Source organism: Clostridium saccharobutylicum DSM 13864, from assembly GCF_000473995.1.
In the GTDB taxonomy this organism is placed as follows: Bacteria; Bacillota; Clostridia; order Clostridiales; family Clostridiaceae; genus Clostridium; species Clostridium saccharobutylicum.
Genome location: NC_022571.1, coordinates 149,079 through 167,500 on the forward strand (window position 1 = coordinate 149,079; position 18,422 = coordinate 167,500).

At 29.6% G+C, this 18,422-nt stretch carries 12 protein-coding genes and 3 tRNA genes (1 of these 15 only partly in view); 14 read left to right on the forward strand and 1 reads right to left on the reverse strand.

All coding sequences use genetic code 11. The features are described 5' to 3' along the window. Nucleotides 1-379: 379 nt before the first annotated feature. The 14 genes from spoIIE to murD all read left to right on the forward strand — a co-directional run bounded on the left by spoIIE (nt 380) and on the right by murD (nt 17,812). The gene (gene spoIIE, locus CLSA_RS00675) at nt 380-2,776 is read left to right on the forward strand and encodes a stage II sporulation protein E (RefSeq protein ID WP_022743496.1); all 2,397 of its coding nucleotides are present in this window, start codon (nt 380-382) and stop codon (nt 2,774-2,776) included. A gap of 208 nt (nt 2,777-2,984) precedes the next feature. Further along, on the forward strand, nt 2,985-4,394 hold the full coding sequence (tilS, locus tag CLSA_RS00680) for a tRNA lysidine(34) synthetase TilS (protein ID WP_022743497.1): 1,410 nt from the start codon (nt 2,985-2,987) through the stop codon (nt 4,392-4,394). A gap of 1 nt (nt 4,395) precedes the next feature. Further along, nucleotides 4,396-4,935, forward strand: a complete 540-nt coding sequence (hpt, locus tag CLSA_RS00685) for a hypoxanthine phosphoribosyltransferase (protein ID WP_022743498.1) — start codon at nt 4,396-4,398, stop codon at nt 4,933-4,935. Nucleotides 4,936-5,006: 71 nt separating this feature from the next. Then, nucleotides 5,007-6,815 carry an ATP-dependent zinc metalloprotease FtsH gene (ftsH, locus tag CLSA_RS00690; protein WP_022743499.1) on the forward strand — a complete coding sequence of 603 codons (1,809 nt, stop codon included), beginning with the start codon at nt 5,007-5,009 and terminating at the stop codon, nt 6,813-6,815. Between the two features lie 477 nt (nt 6,816-7,292). Beyond that, complete coding sequence (locus CLSA_RS00695; protein ID WP_022743500.1) at nt 7,293-8,963, forward strand: formate--tetrahydrofolate ligase; 1,671 nt, start codon at nt 7,293-7,295, stop codon at nt 8,961-8,963. 129 nt (nt 8,964-9,092) lie between these two features. Further along, entirely contained in the window at nt 9,093-9,908 is an 816-nt protein-coding gene (locus CLSA_RS00700) for a type III pantothenate kinase (RefSeq protein ID WP_022743501.1), read from the forward strand. Beyond that, entirely contained in the window at nt 9,883-10,848 is a 966-nt protein-coding gene (gene dusB / locus CLSA_RS00705; protein WP_022743502.1) for a tRNA dihydrouridine synthase DusB, read from the forward strand. Before CLSA_RS00700 ends, dusB begins: the two co-directional genes overlap by 26 nt. Before the next feature lie 450 nt (nt 10,849-11,298). Then, the gene (gene greA / locus CLSA_RS00710; RefSeq protein ID WP_022743503.1) at nt 11,299-11,781 is read left to right on the forward strand and encodes a transcription elongation factor GreA; all 483 of its coding nucleotides are present in this window, start codon (nt 11,299-11,301) and stop codon (nt 11,779-11,781) included. A 13-nt stretch (nt 11,782-11,794) separates the two neighbouring features. Beyond that, nucleotides 11,795-13,300, forward strand: coding sequence for a lysine--tRNA ligase (gene lysS / locus CLSA_RS00715; RefSeq protein WP_022743504.1), 1,506 nt, complete (start codon nt 11,795-11,797; stop codon nt 13,298-13,300). A gap of 138 nt (nt 13,301-13,438) precedes the next feature. Further along, nucleotides 13,439-13,513: transfer RNA gene (locus tag CLSA_RS00720), tRNA-Asn, on the forward strand. 158 nt (nt 13,514-13,671) lie between these two features. Further along, nucleotides 13,672-13,746: transfer RNA gene (locus tag CLSA_RS00725), tRNA-Asn, on the forward strand. A 404-nt stretch (nt 13,747-14,150) separates the two neighbouring features. Next, nucleotides 14,151-14,225 (forward strand) — tRNA-Asn (locus CLSA_RS00730). Nucleotides 14,226-14,680: 455 nt separating this feature from the next. Continuing rightward, the gene (locus CLSA_RS00735; protein WP_022743505.1) at nt 14,681-16,072 is read left to right on the forward strand and encodes a glycine--tRNA ligase; all 1,392 of its coding nucleotides are present in this window, start codon (nt 14,681-14,683) and stop codon (nt 16,070-16,072) included. Between the two features lie 363 nt (nt 16,073-16,435). Continuing rightward, a complete protein-coding gene (gene murD, locus CLSA_RS00740) occupies nt 16,436-17,812 on the forward strand; it encodes a UDP-N-acetylmuramoyl-L-alanine--D-glutamate ligase (protein WP_022743506.1) in 1,377 nt (458 codons plus the stop codon). A 182-nt stretch (nt 17,813-17,994) separates the two neighbouring features. On the opposite strand, the gene CLSA_RS00745 is transcribed toward murD, so the two are convergent. Continuing rightward, nucleotides 17,995-18,422 carry the 3' portion of a DUF5050 domain-containing protein gene (locus CLSA_RS00745; protein WP_022743507.1) on the reverse strand. 595 nt of this gene lie beyond the right edge of the window, so the window shows 428 of its 1,023 coding nt (coding positions 596-1,023); its start codon lies off the right edge, out of view; its stop codon occupies nt 17,995-17,997.

Consider the following 18,422-nt stretch of genomic DNA (forward strand, 5'->3'; position numbering starts at 1 on the left):
TTTTTTGCATTCACAAATTATACGATTTTTATAAAATGAGAAGTTGATTAAATTGAAATTCATATGCACTATTCAAAACTTAATAAATTTATGAAAAAATATTTATATATAAATTTCTAATAAGGTAAGAATAACGACAAATTACTTATTTTGGTAATTTTGGCAAATATATAGCGTTAAGAGTATTGTATAAAGCTTTGGATAAACTTTGAATGTAATTTTGTATTAAAGAAAATAAGATATTAAATTATTAAATATTAGAGAATTTTAGATGAAGTTGTCCTACGAAATTTCTAGTGTTGAAACACTTTATGACATATATCGTAAAGTGGCGGTGTTATAATTTAATTACATTATTTGGAAAATGAGGTGAGGTAGTGTGCAATATGGATTGGATGTGGATAAATACGAAGAAATAAGTAGTGAACCGAGAATTAAAAGAAAAACGTGGATAAAAACAATAGCAATAAAATTAACGACAATTCTAGTAGTTGGAATTTTAATCAGTAGAGTAAGTTTGTTGTTGAATCAATCAGATAGTCATGGAATAGCACCATTTGGAATCGCGTATTTAATGGCTGTAGTTATAAAAGGCAACAAGAGGAATAATTTAGCAGCAGCAGTTGGATGTGTGCTGGGATATTTAACAATTAATAATTTACTAACAGATGGATATGTATATTTAGTAGCTATAATCATAATGACAATATATTACAGTTTTGTATCAACAGCAAGAAAGAGAAAAAAGGAATTGATAGGATTTATAACAATTCTATTTAGCTTTTTTATTTATGGGTTGTTAGTAAATAAATATGAGCTAGGAGTTAATGTGACATTGTGTTTGATACAGACACTAGTAATTGTGCCTATATATTATGTGATTAACTATGCATTAGATTCATTAAGTGAAATTAGCACGAATTATTTCTTTAATTCTGAAGAGATAATTAGTATAGGTATTTTTTTATGTTTACTAGTAGCGGGAATAGGTGATATTAATTTAATGAATTATTCTATAAGAAATGTAATTGCATTGGTTCTGGTTTTAGCAACTGCTTATATAGGCGGAGCTAGTTATGGAGCAATGATTGGCGTTTCAATGGGAATAATACTTGGAGTGGCATCAAATGATATGATGTCATGTGTAGGCTTTTTTGGAGTTGGAGGGCTCATAGTAGGAATATTTAAAGATACAGGAAAAATATTTTCAATACTTGCAGGCATAATAATTTATTTTGCACTTGGATTATATTCTGATTCGCTAACATTGAAGTTGGCAGTTGAAGTTCTAACTAGTTCAATTTTATTTTTATGCGTTCCGAAATCTACGTATAAAAGTATCGAAATTGAAATAAATCCAGATAGAAAAAAGCAATGTTTAAGTGAAAATAAGATAAATGGTATAAAAGGAGAATTTACTTTTAAACTAAAAGAGCTTACAAGAGTGCTAGCTACAGTATCAAAGTATCTTGGTTCTTGTAATGAGAATGAAAATTTATTAATTAAAGCGAAAGGTAGTGCTTTGGTAGAGAATTTAGCAGATAGAGCGTGTTCTAAATGCGAAAATAAATCTGTATGTTGGGAAAGGGATTTTCATCAGACATATAATTCTTTTCAATTATTAATACAGAGCTATGAGAAAGGGAATATAGAAATACCTAAAGATCTAGAAAAAAGATGTGTTAAGAATTTTGGTCTTTTAAAAAGTACTGAAAGTATTGTGGATAATTATACCGTTAACGAAACAGTGAAAGAAAGATTGGCAGAGGGAAGACATTTATTATCGGAACATATAACCAATATATCATCTACTTTAGATAATTTATTAAATGAGTTTAAAAAAGAAGTTATTATAGATAATGATTTAGAAAAAATAATTAGGAGAGGGTTAAACAAGAACTCAATCGATTACAAAGATGTACTATGTTATACAGATATAGTTGGAAGAATTAAAATAAGAATAAGTATGAACAATTGTAAAGGTGCCGATTATTGTGGAAGTACTGTTGTTCCTTTATTAAGCGAGACAGTAAAGATGCCTTTATGTGTTAGTGATGATGGATGCAGTATTAATCCTCAAACCAATGAGTGCGTTATTACTATAGAAGAGATTCCTAAATATTACATGGTATCATATTGTGCAGTAAAATCTAAAAGTGGGGAAAGTGAAACTGGAGATAATTATAGCTTTGGAAAAACCATTAATGGATGTTACATGACTATATTAAGTGATGGAATGGGATCAGGACCAGAGGCAGGACAAGAAAGTAAGGCTACTGTGGATTTGGTAGAAAAGTTTGTTGAGGCTGGATTTAATGAGGATGTAACAGTAAATACAGTTAATTCTATAATGGGAATGAGATTTGCTGAAGATGAAAAGTATGCTACATTAGATTTAACCAGAGTTAATTTATATAATGGAGAAGCTAACTTTGTTAAAATAGGTGCAGCCCCTAGCTTTATTAAGAGAGGACGTGAAGTCAAGGCTATAAATTCGAAAAATTTGCCTTTTGGACTTGTTGATGAAGTTGATGTGGAAATAGTCAAAGAAAGATTAAAGCCAGGAGATATTTTGATTAGTGTAAGTGATGGAGTATTAGATATAGATAGGTTTAATTCAGAAGGGTTTATTTGGCTCAAAGAATATTTAAAAAACATTAATTCGGATCCGAAAGAATTATCTGAATTAATATTAAATAAAGCAAAAGAATTAAGTGATGAAATGATTAAAGATGATATGACAGTATTAGTTTCAAAAATTTATTTAGCTGGCTAAGTTTTGCATATATTTAAAGCTATTCCAAAATTATCAATGTTTAAGCTGATTTTGGAATGGCTATTTGCATTCTAGGTTTAAGATAAGATAGAATTTATTGTGAAATTTTAAATAACAATGTTTACATTTAAAACATATATACGTAAAATATAAATACGGAATTATATTTTATATATAATTTTAGGGGATTTTTAGGAAGTGTTAAAAGATGTATAAAAAAGTTCTATCATATATTAAGGATAATAATTTAATTGAGTTTGGAGATAAGGTTTTAGTGGCTGTTTCTGGAGGACCAGATTCAATATGCCTTTTAAATATTTTATTTAAACTAAAGGAAGAATTGAATATAGATATAGGAGTGGCGCACTTAAATCATATGTTAAGAGGTGAGGATGCATTTGGTGATGAAGAATATGTAATAAATACATGTGAAAAAATGAATATACCATGCTTTGTAAAACGCATGGATATAGAAACATATTCTAAAGAACAGAAATTATCTTGCGAAATGGCAGGAAGAAATGCTAGGTATGATTTTTTTGATGAAATAATGAAAAAAGAAGGATATAGTAAAGTAGCTACTGCACATAATGCAAATGATCAAGCTGAAACTATTTTATTTAGACTTATGAGAGGAACCGGACTCGAAGGTTTAGGTGGAATAAAAGCTTCTAGAGATAATAAGATTGTAAGACCAATTTTATGCTTAAGTAGAAAAGAGGTAGAAGATTATATTCAAGTTAATAACTTAAATCCTAGAATTGATAAAACTAACTTTGAAAAAATTTATAACAGAAATAAAATAAGATTAGATATATTACCATATATGAAGAAAAATTTTAATGATGATATAATACAAACTTTAAATAGGATGTCTATATTAATACAAAAAGATAATCAATTTATTGAGAAGATAGCTTTAAGTTTTTATAATAAATATTGTATAGAATCTAAAGATTATTTTATAATAAAAAAGGAAATGTTTGAAGAAGATGAGGTTGTTATTAATAGAGTATTAAGAAATGCTATAACAAAATATTCAAAGTCTAATTATGATTTTGAGATGAAGCATATATATGAAATTTTACAATTATCTAAAAAGAATTCTGGTAAAATAATTGATTTACCTAATAAAATTTATGCTGAAAATATTTATGGTGACATATACATAAAGCATAGAAAAGAAAAAAACTTTAATTCAAATGAGAAGAAACAGGAAATAAACATAGACAAAGGTAATGTGAATAACAATACCATTGATTTTAACGATTTTAAGATAGAATTTTTGGTAATAGAAAATTACAATAATACTAAATTAAATTTAGAAAAAAACAATTTTATAAAGTATTTTGATTTAGACCAAATAATTAAGAACATATCAGTAAGAAATAGAAAAGATGGAGATAAAATTATACCTTTAGGTATGAGTGGAAGTAAGAAGTTGAAGGATATTTTTATTGATATGAAAATACCTAAAGAAGATAGAGACAATGTTCCAATTTTGTGTTTTGATGATAAAATTGCATGGATTGTTGGACTTAAGGTATCAGAACAATTTAAGATTACAAATAAAACTAAAAATATATTAAAAGTAGTTATTCAAAGAAAGGAATATTGATATGAAAGAAGATATACAAGAGATACTATTTTCAGAAGAGGTTTTAACTAAAAGAATTAAGGAGCTTGCTGATGGTATAAGTAAAGATTATAAAGGAAAAGATTTAGTTGTAGTAGGTATTTTAAAAGGATCAGTAATATTTGCAGCAGAACTAATAAAAAACATTTCAGTTCATTGTGAAATAGATTTTATGGCAGTATCTAGTTATGGAAATTCTGCACAAACTTCAGGTGTTGTAAGAATATTGAAAGATTTAGATCATAATATTGAAGGAAAGGATATTTTATTAGTTGAAGATATAGTTGATACTGGTGTGACTTTAAGTTACTTACTTAAGTATTTAAAAGCAAGAAAAGCTAACAGCATAGAAATAGTTTCTTTATTAAATAAACAAGCAAGAAGAGTTGCTGATTTAGATGTAAAATATATAGGGTTTGAGGTTCCAGACGGTTTTATAGTTGGATATGGAATAGACTATGCTGAAAAATATAGAAACTTGCCTTTTGTAGGAATATTAAAACCTGAAGTGTATAAAAAATAGAGTTTACAATTGTTGTAATAAAAATAACCCTATGTTAAAATTTTAAATATGATAAGAGAGGGGGGGCTTGAATGAAAAAATATTCAAGTGCAGCTGTATGGATTGTTTGTTCAGTTATGCTAGTTCTAGCAGCAGTTACTATGTGGCAAACAGGAAAAGGTTCTAATGACATGACATATAGTGCATTCGTGCAAAAGTGGAATGCAAATGAAATAGAAAGTGTTGTTATTAAAGAAGATAAAATGACAATTGAGGGTAAGACTACAGATAATAAATCATTTGTTACTTATATTCCAAGTCAAATTGTTAATTCTTTAATAGAGAATCAGCCAAAAACAGATGTGAGAATAGATTTTGAACCACCATCAAATAATGCAACTTGGGTTGCAACATTACTTCCATGCGTATTATTAGCGGTAGTAATTTTTATATTTTTATTTATGTTTACTCAACAATCTCAAGGTGGAGGTGGCGGAAGAGGTGTTATGAATTTTGGTAAAAGTAAAGCTAAAATGGTGACACCTGAAAGTCAAACAGTAACCTTTGATGATGTGGCAGGAGCAGATGAAGAAAAAGCAGAGCTTGAGGAAATAGTTGACTTTTTGAAATTACCATCAAGGTATGTACAAATGGGAGCAAGGATACCTAAAGGGGTATTATTGGTTGGACCTCCTGGAACAGGTAAGACTTTACTTGCAAAGGCTATAGCTGGAGAAGCTGGTGTTCCATTCTTTAGTATATCAGGTTCAGATTTCGTTGAAATGTTTGTTGGTGTTGGTGCATCTAGAGTTAGAAGTTTATTTGAAGAAGCTAAGAAAAATGCACCTTGCATAGTGTTCATAGATGAAATAGATGCTGTTGGTAGACAAAGAGGAGCTGGACTAGGCGGTGGACATGACGAAAGAGAACAAACGCTAAATCAACTTCTTGTTGAGATGGATGGATTTGGTATAAATGAAGGAATCATAATGATTGCAGCAACAAACAGACCAGATATATTAGATCCAGCTTTGTTGAGACCAGGTAGATTCGATAGACAAATTGTTGTTGGAGCACCTGATGTAAAAGGTAGAGAAGAAATTCTTAAAGTTCATACAAAGAAAAAGCCACTTGGAGAAAGCGTTAATTTAAATGTACTTGCTAAAAGAACTCCAGGATTTTCAGGAGCGGATTTAGAAAATTTAGCTAATGAAGCTGCTCTACTTGCAGTTAGAAGAGATAAAAAAGAAATATCTATGGAGGAAATGGAAGAAGCAATAACTAGAGTAATTGCAGGTCCAGAAAAGAAGAGCAGAGTTATAACAGAACATGATAAAAAATTAACTGCTTACCATGAAGCAGGGCATGCAGTTGTAATGAAGCTACTTCCAAATTGTGATCCAGTGCATGAAATTAGTATAATTCCTAGAGGTAGAGCCGGTGGATATACTATGCATCTTCCAAAAGAAGATACATCTTATACATCTAAGTCTAAGCTAAAAGATGAAATGGTTGGTCTTTTAGGAGGAAGAGTGGCTGAGAAATTAATCATGGGAGATATAAGTACTGGTGCTAAAAATGATATTGATAGAGCAAGTCATATAGCGAAGAGCATGGTTATGGATTATGGTATGAGTGATGAAATTGGTACTATATCTTATAACACTACAGGTCATGATGAAGTATTTCTTGGAAGAGATTTGGGAAAATCAAGAGATTTTAGTGAAGAAGTTGGCGCTAAAATAGATAAAGAGATAAAGAGATTTATAGATGAAGCTTATGACACAGCAAATAAATTATTAAAGAGTAATACAAATAAATTACATGCTGTTGCACAAGCGTTGATAGAAAAAGAAAAACTTGATGCGAATGAATTTGAGGATATTTTTGCAAATAGTTAGCTTAATGTAAAAGACTTGTTAGATATTGTCTAGCAAGTCTTTTTTTATCCACAGTTCATAGAAAATTGGTGTGAATAAACTTTAATATTAGTGGATAAAAATAAAAAAGATATATTGCATATTATAGATGATAAATTAAATATCATATAAGTTAATATTTAAAATAAGACAAAGTGATATGAATAATGCGAATGTTACATCTTAAAAATTATTTAATATTCGAAAAAACTTTAAATGCATAATTTGAAATGATATAATTACAGTATAATTGTTGAGTATTAAGGCACATTAAAATAAATACAAAGTCCATTTGCTAGCTCATTTTCCATTATATTGCGTAGTCAGATTGACCTAATAGTCCCGCTATGAGGGTGATTTACCTCTTTGCTTGATGAAAAATATCCATGGCAAATCGGACTTGTTATTTATTTTCACGTGACCAAATCTAATTTTAACTGATTTTAGGAGGAAGTTTTCATGAAAAGTGATATTCAAATTGCACAAGAAGCAAAAATGGAACCTATAAAAAATGTAGCAAAGAAGTTAGGGCTTTGTGAAGATGACATTGAATACTATGGTAAATATAAATGTAAAATATCTTTAGATGTATATGATAAAGTTAAAGATAATAAAGATGGTAAATTAATTTTGGTAACAGCTATTAATCCTACTCCAGCTGGAGAAGGTAAGTCTACAGTTACTGTAGGGCTTGGTCAAGCGTTAAATAAATTAGGAAAGAAAGCTGTGATAGCACTAAGAGAACCATCGTTAGGACCGGTATTTGGAATAAAAGGAGGCGCAGCAGGTGGCGGATATGCTCAAGTAGTTCCAATGGAGGATATAAATCTTCATTTTACTGGAGATATGCATGCTATTACATGTGCAAATAATTTATTATCAGCAGCAATAGATAACCATATTCACCAAGGAAATGATTTGAGAATTGATTCGAGAAGAATTATATTTAAAAGAGTCATAGATATGAATGATAGAGCATTAAGACATATTGTTGTTGGAATGGGTGGAAAGGTTAATGGATTTGTTAGAGAAGATGGATTTACTATAACTGTTGCATCAGAAATAATGGCAATATTATGCTTAGCAGAAAACTTAGACGATTTAAAAGAAAGAATGGGTAACATTTTAGTTGCTTATAATTTAGATGGAAATCCTATTTATGCTAAAGAATTAGAAGTTCAAGGTGCTATGGCTTTATTAATGAAAGATGCAATTAAGCCTAATTTAGTTCAAACTTTAGAAAATACTCCAGCGCTAATACATGGAGGTCCGTTTGCTAATATTGCTCATGGATGTAATTCTGTCATGGCAACTAAACTTGCATTAAAGCTTGGAGATGTTGCGATTACTGAAGCTGGATTTGGTGCAGATTTAGGTGCTGAGAAGTTTTTTGATATTAAGTGTAGGTATGCAGGAATAAAGCCTGAATGTGTTGTAATTGTTGCTACTATAAGAGCATTAAAGCATCATGGTGGAGTTTTAAAAACAGAATTAAATGTTCCTAATGTAGATGCATTAGCTAAAGGAATAACTAATTTAGAAAAGCAAATAGAAAATATCAACAAATTCAACGTAACTCCTGTTGTTGCTATAAATAGATTTGTTACAGACAGTGATGAGGAAATACAATTTATTAAAGATTTTTGTGATAAGATAGGTGTGAAAGTAGCGTTATCAGATGTATGGGCAAAAGGTGGAGAAGGCGGAATTGAACTTGGTAATATTGTATTAGATGTTTTAGAAAACAATAATTCAAGTTTTGCACCAATTTATGATGAAAAAGCTACTATTGAAGAAAAAGTATTAACTATAGCTAGAGAAATTTATGGTGCTAGAGGTGTTAATTACACACCAGCAGCGAAAAAACAAATAGCTGAAATAGAAAAATTTGGATTAGACAAATTGCCTATATGTATGGCTAAAACTCAATACTCATTATCAGATAATGCAAGCCTACTAGGAAGACCAGAAGGTTTTGATATAAATGTTAATGAAGTAAGAGTGTCAAATGGGGCAGGATTTATAGTCGTTCAAAATGGAAATATAATGACTATGCCAGGTTTGCCAAAAGTGCCAGCAGCTAATAAGATGGATGTATTAAAGGATGGAAAAATTATAGGCTTATTTTAAAATCATCGTTAAACTATTGACAAATGAGTCAGAATTGTTAAAATTATATTGTTATTTTTAAATCGATTTTTATGTTAAGGCAGCTCTAAGAGCTGCTTTTAATTTAACTATATTAAGGTGGTGCTTTCAATGATTTTACTTGTAGATGCAGGTAATACCAATATTGTTTTAGGAGTACATGATGGAGAAAGATATATAGCTAGTTGGCGTATTTCAAGTGATGGAAGTAAAACATCAGATGAGTATAGCATACAAGTTATGCAATTATTTAGTTTAAGTGATATAAATCCTAAGGATATTGATGGAGTTATAGTTTCTTCTGTTGTTCCCAATATAATGCATTCTTTGGAAAATATGCTTAGAAAGTGTTTTTCGCATGAACCAATAATAGTGGGACCAGGAATAAAAACAGGAATAAATATAAAATATGATAATCCGAGAGAAGTTGGAGCAGATAGAATAGTAAATGCTGTAGCAGCATATGAAATTTATAAAAAACCAGTTATAATAATTGATTTTGGAACAGCTACTACTTTTTGTGCAGTAAGAGCAAATGGTAATTATCTTGGTGGATGTATATGTCCAGGAATAAGAATTTCAGCAGATGCATTATTTGAAAGAGCAGCTAAGCTTCCTAGAGTAGAATTAGAGGTACCTAAAAATATAATTTGTAAGAATACAATAACAAGTATGCAAGCAGGTATTATATTTGGCTATATTGGGCAAGTTGAATATATAGTTAAAAAAATGAAAGAAGAAATGAAAAAAGGCAATTGCAATGAAGAACCGTTTGTAATAGCAACAGGAGGATTAGCTAATTTAATAGCTAAAGAAACTAATATTATAGACAAGGTTGATTCTGATTTGACATTAGAAGGATTAAAAATATTATATGAAAAGAATAAGGAGCAAATTCTAGATGAAAATAGGAAATTTAACCTTTGATAATAATGTATTTTTAGCACCTATGGCTGGCGTTACTGATATATCATTTAGAGGATTGTGCAAGGAAATGGGATGTGGTTTGGTTTATACTGAAATGGTAAGTGCTAAGGCGCTATATTATGGCAGTGAGAACACACAAGCGTTACTTAGAATTGCAGATGAAGAAAAACCTGTAGCGGCTCAAATTTTTGGTAGAGATCCAGAAATAATGGCGAGTATATGTGAGGAACACTTAAATCATAGAGATGATATTTGCATTATTGATATTAATATGGGATGTCCAGCTCCAAAGATAGTTAAAAATGGAGAGGGATCTGCATTGATGAATGAACCAGAGCTTGCATATGAAATTGTGAAAGCTATAAAGAAGATTTCAACAAAGCCTGTTACTGTTAAATTTAGAAAAGGATTTGATGAAGATAATATTAATGCAGTAGAATTTGCCAAGGGTATGGAGCAAGCGGGAGTTGATGCCGTAGCAATTCATGGAAGAACAAGAAAGCAAATGTATCAAGGTAAAGCAGACTGGGATATAATAAAGAAAATAAAAGATAGTGTTTCAATTCCGGTGATAGGAAATGGAGATGTATTCACTCCAGAAGACGCGCTTAGAATGAAGGAACTTACTAATTGCGATGCAATAATGGTTGCTAGGGGAAGTCAAGGAAATCCTTGGCTGTTTAAGCAAATAGCGAATGTATTGAATGGTGAAACTATTGAAGAAGTTTCTAATAAAGAAAAAGTTGAAATGTGCCTCAGACATTATCAGTTAGCTATAAAATATGATGGAGAATATAAAGCTATAAGAGAGATGAGGAAGCATGCATCATGGTACATAAAGGGACTTCCAAGATGTACTGATATTAGAAATTCAATAAATGTATTAGATGATAGTGATAAGGTAATTGAAATTTTAACAAAATATAAGGACGAACTATAAAAAGTGCATATAATAGATATATTTATAGGAATTATAATCTATATTCTGGAATAATATAGATTATAATAAGTTTACTTTTAGTAATATAAGTTATACTTATAAAATTAATATGGATTTTAGTGTTCTTTAAAAATAATTAGAGTAAATAATAAAGTAGTAGGCAATAATTATAGAGTTGATGATAAATAAAATTTTAATTAAAACTATTATTATGGAGCTTGATAAACTGATCTAATTGAATTAAGATTTGTTGACATATCAAATATGCTGATTTATAATTAGTTAAATGATTTCAAGGAAAAACGCTTATTATTAGGCAATCGTAAGAAATAAAGCTTAAATTTACTCTGTTTTTAAGATATATCTAATAACAGGGTTTATCTGAGTTTATTGGAAATTTAAGGCGTATTATTTAATTAAAATAGAAGGTTTTAAAGGGGAGTAAAATATATGAGCGAAGCAAAACAATATGTTATGACTTATGAAGGTGTTAAAAAATTAGAAGGTGAATTAGATTATTTAAAAACAGTAAAGAGAAAAGAAATAACTGAAAAGATAAAAGTAGCATTAGGCTATGGAGATTTAAGTGAAAACTCTGAGTATGATGAAGCTAAGAACGATCAAGCATTTACAGAAGGAAGAATAGTTCAATTAGAAAATATGTTAAAAAATGCTGTTGTTGTTGATGAATCAGAAATCCCAAAGGATATTGTTTCAGTTGGTTCAAAAGTAAAAGTTAAAGATTATGAATTTGATGAAGAAGTAGAGTATTCAATTGTGGGATCAGCAGAAGCAGACCCTATGAATTTTAAAATATCAAATGAATCACCGGTTGGAAAGGCTTTAGTAGGCAAAAAAGTAGGCGAGATAGTAGAAGTAGTAGTTCCAGATGGTATGAATAAATTTGAAATACTAGGAATAAGTAGAAGTTAATTGGAGGTACAATATGTCAACAGAAGAAATGAGTATGCAGGAGTTAGAATCTCAATATAATGAACAAGAAGGTTTAAGAAGAGATAAACTAGCAGAATTACAAAAGGAAGGGAAAGATCCTTTTGACGTTTATAAAGTTGAAAGAACTCACACATCAGAACAAGTAAAAGAAAAATACGATGAATTAGAAGGCAAGGAAGTAACTGTTGCTGGAAGAATAATGTCTAAAAGAGGTCAAGGAAAGGTTGTATTCTCAGATATATATGATAAAGATGGGAAAATACAATTGTTTTTAAAGATTGATAAAGTAGGCGAAGAAAATTTAAAACAATATAAGACATTTGATTTAGGAGATTGGGTTGCAGCTACTGGAGAAGTATTTAAGACAAGAACTGGAGAAGTAACTGTAAATGTAAATACATTTGAATTAACTTGTAAGTCTTTAAAACCACTTCCAGAAAAGTGGCATGGATTAAAAGATCCAGACTTAAGATACAGACAAAGAGAAGTAGATATAATTACAAATTCAGAAGTTAAAGATACTTTTATAAAAAGAAGTAAAGTTGTTTCTGGAATAAGAGAATTCCTAGAAAATAAAGGATTCTTAGCAGTAGAAACTCCTATTCTTGCACCAATAGCAGGGGGAGCAGCAGCTAAGCCATTTATTACTCATCATAATACTTTAGATATGGATATGTATTTAAGAATTGCACCAGAATTATATCTTAAAAGATTAATAGTTGCAGGATTTGAAAAAGTATATGAAATGGGAAGAAATTTCAGAAATGAAGGAATGTCAGTTAGACATAATCCAGAATTTACATCTATTGAATTATATGAAGCATATTCAGACTATAATGATATGATGGAAATCACGGAAAATATGGTAGCATATGTTTGTGAAAAGATAAATGGAACTACTAAAGTTACTTATCAAGGGACTGAAATAGACTTTAAGCCACCTTGGAGAAGAATTACTATGGTTGATGCTGTAAAGGAATATGGCGGAGTAGACTTTAATGAAATTAAAACAAATGAAGAAGCTCAAGCTATAGCTAAAGAAAAACATTTAGAATTCCCTAAGCCTTTAGAAAAAGTAACAAAGGGAGAAGTGCTAAATGCTTTATATGAAGAATTCGGTGAAGCAAATATGATTCAACCTACATTTGTAATGGATTATCCAGTTGAAATTTCACCTCTTACAAAAAAGAAGAGAGGAAATCCAGAATTCACTGAAAGATTTGAAGGATTCGTATTTGGTAGAGAACTTTGTAATGCATACTCAGAATTAAATGATCCTATAGTTCAAAGACAAAGATTTGAACAACAAGCTAACGAGAGAGAGCTTGGAGATGATGAAGCATACATGATGGATGAACAATTCATGAGCGCTCTTGAAACAGGTATGCCACCAACAGGTGGAATGGGCATGGGTATAGATAGATTAATAATGTTTTTAACTGATTCAGCATCAATTAGAGATGTTATATTATTCCCAACAATGAGACCACAAAAATAGTTTATAATAATTAAGATAGAGGGCCCTATATATTAATAAAAATATATAGGGCCTTTAGTATAAGAAAAAATTTGACTTTTTTTATAAAAAGGGTTGCATGTTTTAGAAAAACTGTTATAATAAATAAAGTAATGACGTTCCGCGATAGCTCAATGGTGGAGCACTCGGCTGTTAACCGATAGGTTGGAGGTTCGAGTCCTCTTCGCGGAGCCATTTTTTTATTCTTTTTTAATATAGAAATTTTAAGCTGTAGTACTAAATTAATTTTACTACAGTTTTTTTACTTTTTACGCCAATTATAAAAAATAAAAAAATATGAAAAAGGGTTGAATATTTCAAGAAAGCTGTTATAATAAATAAAGTAATGACGTTCCGCGATAGCTCAATGGTGGAGCACTCGGCTGTTAACCGATAGGTTGGAGGTTCGAGTCCTCTTCGCGGAGCCATTTTTTTATTCTTTTTTAATATAGAAATTTTAAGCTGTAGTACTAAATTAATTTTACTACAGTTTTTTTATTCTTTAGGGCAATTATATAAAAAATTAAATTTGTCGATAAGATTGAGAAAATAATAAAACACACATTTGACCAAGAAGATTTTCTTGGTCTTTAAATGTTTATGGTTACTGAAGAATTCTACTAATCTTTTTAATCGTATAATATCGTATTATTGAATATTAGATGAAAATGAATTGATTTACTTATGTGCAAAATAAATTTACTAGATAAAGTTATTTAAATGCTGATGTATATGTTGGAGTGTGACTTAAAAGTTAAAAAAATATATAAAAAAGTTTGAAAAGGGGTTGAATATTTTAAGAAACCTGTTATAATAAATAAAGTAATGACGTTCCGCGATAGCTCAATGGTGGAGCACTCGGCTGTTAACCGATAGGTTGGAGGTTCGAGTCCTCTTCGCGGAGCCATTTTTTTTATCCTTTTTTAGAAAGAATCTAAAAAAGAAAACCAAATATAAATAATAGAATTTATTTACATTAATTTTTGTTATTTATTATAATGAAGGACTAGATTTTAACCTTGACATACCAAGGTATTTTGTTAAAATAAATTTATAATTAAATATGCATTATGAAAAAGAAGAGTAGTTTATAAATCAATTTAAGAGAGATGATGTTTGGTGTAAATCATTATTGGTTTAAAATGAATGGAACTTTTGAGTGTAACGTGATAAAGATGGGCTTGAGCCAAGAAGGGTGGAACCGCGGAATTGTAATTTCGTCCCTTTGTGCTTAGGGCCCTTTTGTTTTATATAGAAATATAAGTATTTCTAGCACATTTAATGCAAATTAAATGAGTAACTAATTTAAAAAATAAAATGTTCTATGTAACATTTAATAAAATATATTTGGAGGGATAAACTATGGCAGTAGAAAAAACGATGGATAAAATTGTAGCACTTTGTAAAAATAGAGGATTTGTATTTCCGGGATCAGATATATATGGTGGATTGGCAAATTCATGGGATTACGGCCCTTTAGGCGTAGAATTCAAAAACAATGTTAAAAAGGCATGGTGGAAAAAGTTTGTTCAAGAAAGTCCTTATAACGTAGGATTAGACTCAGCGATTTTAATGAACAGAGAAGTTTGGGTTGCGTCAGGTCATGTTGGTGGATTCTCAGATCCTCTAATGGATTGTAAAGAATGTAAGGCAAGATTTAGAGCAGATAAATTAGTTGAAGATCATATGACAGCTAATGGAGCAGAAGTGGCATCAGCTGATGGTTGGACTAATGAAGAACTAAAAGAATATATTGAAAAGCATGAGATAGTATGTCCTAAATGTGGAAAGATGAATTATACTGAAATAAGAAAATTCAATCTTATGTTCAAAACCTTCCAAGGTGTTACTGAAGATGCTAAATCAGAAATATATTTAAGACCAGAAACAGCACAAGGTATATTTGTAAACTTTAAAGCAGTGCAAAGAACATCAAGAAAGAAAGTACCATTCGGTATAGCTCAAATTGGTAAATCATTTAGAAATGAAATTACTCCGGGTAATTTTACATTTAGAACAAGAGAATTTGAACAAATGGAATTAGAATTTTTCTGTAAGCCTGGAACAGATTTAGAATGGCATAAATATTGGAAAGATTATTGCTGGAACTTTTTACTTAACTTAAATGTTAAGCCAGAAAGTTTAAGAATGAGAGATCATGGAGAAGAAGAATTATCATTCTATTCAAATGCAACGTCTGATATAGAATACTTATTCCCATTTGGTTGGGGTGAACTTTGGGGAATCGCAGATAGAACTGATTATGATTTAAATAAGCACCAAGAACATTCTGGTCAAGATTTAAGTTATTTAGATCAAACAACTAATGAAAAATATATGCCATATGTTATAGAACCATCATTAGGTGCTGATAGAGTTGCGTTAGCATTTTTAGTTGAAGCTTATGATGAAGAAGAATTAGAAGGCGGAGATGTTAGAACAGTAATGCATTTACATCCAGCTTTAGCTCCATTTAAAGCGGCTATATTACCTCTTTCTAAAAAGTTATCAGAAAGAGCGTTAGATATTTATGCAGATTTAAGCAAAAAGTTTAACCTTGATTTTGATGAAACAGGAAGTATAGGAAAGAGATATAGAAGACAAGATGAAATAGGAACACCATATTGTATAACAATTGATTTTGATACTATAGAAGATGAATCGGTTACTATTAGAAATAGAGATACTATGGAACAAGAGAGAGTTAAAATAAGCGAATTAGAAAACTATATTCAAAAAAGTTTGGAATTTTAATTTTAATTAATCTACAACGTTAGGATATTAAAACGTATGGTTCTGAATATATATATTAAATTGCTGATTTAAAAGTGATATTTGATTAAATAGACTGTTTTAAAATAGATATAATATCTATTTTAAAACAGCTATTTTTATATATGAATTAATATTAAAGCAAATAAATGAAATATTTAGTTAAAAAACGAAAGTATGAGCCATTGATTGTAGTTAAATGTGTGGTATTTATAGTATATATTTTAAATATATGCTGCCTTAATATGGAATAAAGCCATCTTAAATGTTATAATTGAACTCAAAAGAAAAGAATATAATAACTTGATTAAAATATAAATAGATAATCTGAAGTGGAGGACAAATATGAAAAGAGATTTTGGTGAATTTAAGAAATTCATATTTAATAAAAAAGTTGGAGTAGTAGGAATTGGAGTAAGCAATATTCCATTAATTAATTTTTTACTAGATTTAGGAGCTAAAGTAACAGCTTTTGACAGAAAGAGTAAAGATGAACTTGGAGATGTGGCAATAGATTTTGATAACAAGGGTGTTAAATTAGAATTAGGGGAAGGGTATTTAGATAACCTTACCGGTTTTGATGTGATATTCAAGACACCTTCTATGAGAATTGATAGTGAAGCATTAATTAAGGTTAAGGAAGAAGGTTCATATATCACTTCTGAAATGGAAGAATTCGTAAGATACACAAAAGGAAAGGTATATGGAATAACAGGTAGTGATGGAAAAACAACAACTACAACTATTATTTCTAAAATATTAGAGGAACAAGGATATAAAACTTGGGTTGGTGGAAATATAGGAACTCCACTGTTTTCACAAATTGAAAATATAAAAGAAGAAGATAGGGTTGTATTAGAATTATCTAGCTTTCAACTTATGACTATGAATGAAGCAATAGATGTTGCAATATGTACTAATTTAGCACCTAATCACTTGGATATGCATAAAGATATGCAAGAATATATAGATGCAAAGAAAAATATATTCTTACATCAAAACAAAGAAGATATTTTAGTGGTAAACAGAGAAAATGAAATTACTTACAATTTTGAAAAAGAAGCAAAAGGTATTGTAAGGGAATTTAGTTCAAAGAGAGAAATCAAGGATGGAGCTTATTATAAAGACGGTGTACTTTATGTTGAAGGCAAAGAGGTATGTAAGAAAGATAATATAGTAATAAAGGGAATGCACAATGTTGAAAATTATCTTGCTGCATTTATAGCTACTAAAGATGATGTGTCTATAGAATCAATGAAGAAAGTTGCAGAAAGCTTTGGCGGTGTTGAACATAGATGTGAATTTATAAGGGAAATAGATGGTGTTAAATATTATAATGATTCCATTGCTTCAAGTCCAACAAGAACTCTAGCTGGACTCAGAGCATTTGATGAAAAAGTTATAATTATAGCTGGAGGATACGATAAACACATACCATTTGAGCCATTAGCTTATGAAGGTTATCCTTATATTAAGGAATTAATACTTATGGGAGCTACTAAAGATAAAATTAAAGCTGTTTTTGATAAATTAGAAAAAGAAAAGGGTGTTAAGGTTAATATTAAGATGGCCGAATCTTTAGAAGAAGCTACAAACATAAGCAAAGAAATAGCAGTAAGTGGAGATATTGTAACATTATCACCTGCTTGTGCTTCATTTGATATGTATCCTAATTTTATGGTGAGAGGAAATAAATTTAAAGAAATAGTAAATAACTTATAAAATATAATGCTTATTGGTAGCTATTATGATTTATAAATTAAAATAATAGAATATTTTAATAATAGTTAATATAAAAGCTATATATGTAGTGTGAAGTTATTTTGTAAGAGTATATAAATAAAAACGGATATCAAAAAAGTAACCATTAATAAAATACTTTTTTGTATCCGTTTTTTATTTATTTATCTATGGATTGATAATTCTTTGTAATAAACACTATTTACATTACTAATTGGACTATAGAATATTCCTTTAGAAGTTAAATGGTATTCATTTATACCTTCGGAAATTTCAGGTTTAAATGTAACTTTGGTATTTGCAATATCAACTGTTAAAGAATATAGAGTGTTGGAATCATCACCATTAATAAAGTATAAAGAATTATTTATAAGTTTCAATTGAGAACCATTCATAGTATATAGTCTTTTTGATGTTAACTTAGAAGGATCAAGTACATATAGATTGTTGTTGTCAGAAGAATTAAAGAAAAGTAATTGCCCTTCATATGGCATAAAACTGTTGGATGCATAATCAGTAAGCTTTTGTTTGTTGGTTCCATCTGTTTTCATTGAATATAATTTTGAATTATCACTTAAGTTCTGATAGATAA

Bases quoted from the DNA above. Each gene is read 5' to 3' on its own strand.
- lysS (WP_022743504.1), top strand. From the start codon at position 11,795: ATGTCAACAGAAGAAATGAGTATGCAGGAGTTAGAATCTCAATATAAT.
- hpt (WP_022743498.1), top strand. From the start codon at position 4,396: ATGAAAGAAGATATACAAGAGATACTATTTTCAGAAGAGGTTTTAACT.
- CLSA_RS00735 (WP_022743505.1), top strand. From the start codon at position 14,681: ATGGCAGTAGAAAAAACGATGGATAAAATTGTAGCACTTTGTAAAAAT.
- ftsH (WP_022743499.1), top strand. From the start codon at position 5,007: ATGAAAAAATATTCAAGTGCAGCTGTATGGATTGTTTGTTCAGTTATG.
- murD (WP_022743506.1), top strand. From the start codon at position 16,436: ATGAAAAGAGATTTTGGTGAATTTAAGAAATTCATATTTAATAAAAAA.
- greA (WP_022743503.1), top strand. From the start codon at position 11,299: ATGAGCGAAGCAAAACAATATGTTATGACTTATGAAGGTGTTAAAAAA.
- tilS (WP_022743497.1), top strand. From the start codon at position 2,985: ATGTATAAAAAAGTTCTATCATATATTAAGGATAATAATTTAATTGAG.
- CLSA_RS00695 (WP_022743500.1), top strand. From the start codon at position 7,293: ATGAAAAGTGATATTCAAATTGCACAAGAAGCAAAAATGGAACCTATA.
- CLSA_RS00700 (WP_022743501.1), top strand. From the start codon at position 9,093: ATGATTTTACTTGTAGATGCAGGTAATACCAATATTGTTTTAGGAGTA.
- dusB (WP_022743502.1), top strand. From the start codon at position 9,883: ATGAAAATAGGAAATTTAACCTTTGATAATAATGTATTTTTAGCACCT.